Consider the following 1,210-nt stretch of genomic DNA (forward strand, 5'->3'; position numbering starts at 1 on the left):
TAGAGGTACTTAGTCACCGCAATAAGAATCATTAAATGAGAATGGCCAGAATAGCTTATATGGCCTAAGTTACAGCCATTATGAGTACCTCGCAGACAGACGACATTGAGAGTTTGATTAATCGACCGGGCTTTGCCCCAGAGGAGCAGGGTGCTCGGTTTTGGTATGAAGCATATATGGCCCAACGGCAACGTCTGAGCCAGGTTGAGAAAGAACTTGAAGAAATAAAAGAAAGCTTACGCAAACTCAGTGAGCGCAGTAGCCGGAATAGCTCTCAACCGCCGTCACAAGATGGCTACAAGAAAAAGAATAAGTCGTCATCCAAGCCAGGAGAGCCGAAAGTCCGTAAGAAGCGAGGCCCCAAGTATGGCCATGGCGGAACAACTCGCAATGGGTTTGAATTTGTGGCTCATACGATTGAAGTACCGCTAACGACCTGTCCGGTATGCGGAGCAGAACTAGAGCGTCGTGCGGATCGTCCTGTCAAATCTCATCAAGTCGCTGAATTAGTGCCGCAACCGGTGGAAGTATGGGAGTATCAACGTCCCGAATATGCATGCCCAGTGTGTGACTTTCAAGGTCATGCAGAGTTGCCCTATGGGATACGTGAGGACTTTAGCTATGGGGCGCTGCTGAGTAGCTTAGTTGGCTGGCTCGGCTATGGGGGCCATTTGAGTTGGGCTAAGCAGCGTTTTTTAGTGGAGACCATCTTTGGCATTCCGCTGTCTCAAGGCAGTTTAGCCAAGATGCATCAGTGGTTCTGCAAAAGTTTATATCCGAGTTATGAGCAGTGGTGGACCTGGATTCAGCAACCGGGTGTCCGATGTGTCGATGAGACGAGTTATCGTCTTGATGGAGTGACCTACTGGATGTGGATAGCAACTTCCTCGGAGGTATGTATCCTCTTGTTGGCACCAACACGCAGTTCACAGGAAGTGAACGCCATGTTAGGTGAAGACTTTGAGGGGATTCTCAGTAGTGACTGCTGGAGTGCCTATGGTCCTCAGAAGGCGATGGCCAAGCAGAAATGTTTAGCCCACATTGAACGGGAATTAAAGGCGATGGAAACCTCTAAGAGCTACCAAATAAATAAATCATCCTATAATAGTCAGAGCAATCGACTATTTCTAAATCAGCTCAGTGGCATCCACATCTCTTGAATTAACTGACTCTCTCAAAGCCCTATTTATAGAAACCGCCAAACAAATGA

General features: G+C 47.8%; 1 pseudogene. It reads left to right on the plus strand.

The features are described from left to right. Positions 1-80: 80 nt before the first annotated feature. Positions 81-1,148 (plus strand): annotated as a pseudogene (locus F6K13_RS34010) (transposase); the annotation flags it as partial. Between the last annotated feature and the right edge of the window lie 62 nt (positions 1,149-1,210).

The sequence above is a fragment of the Okeania sp. SIO2B9 genome (assembly GCF_010672505.1).
Taxonomy (GTDB): domain Bacteria; phylum Cyanobacteriota; class Cyanobacteriia; order Cyanobacteriales; family Microcoleaceae; genus Okeania; species Okeania hirsuta.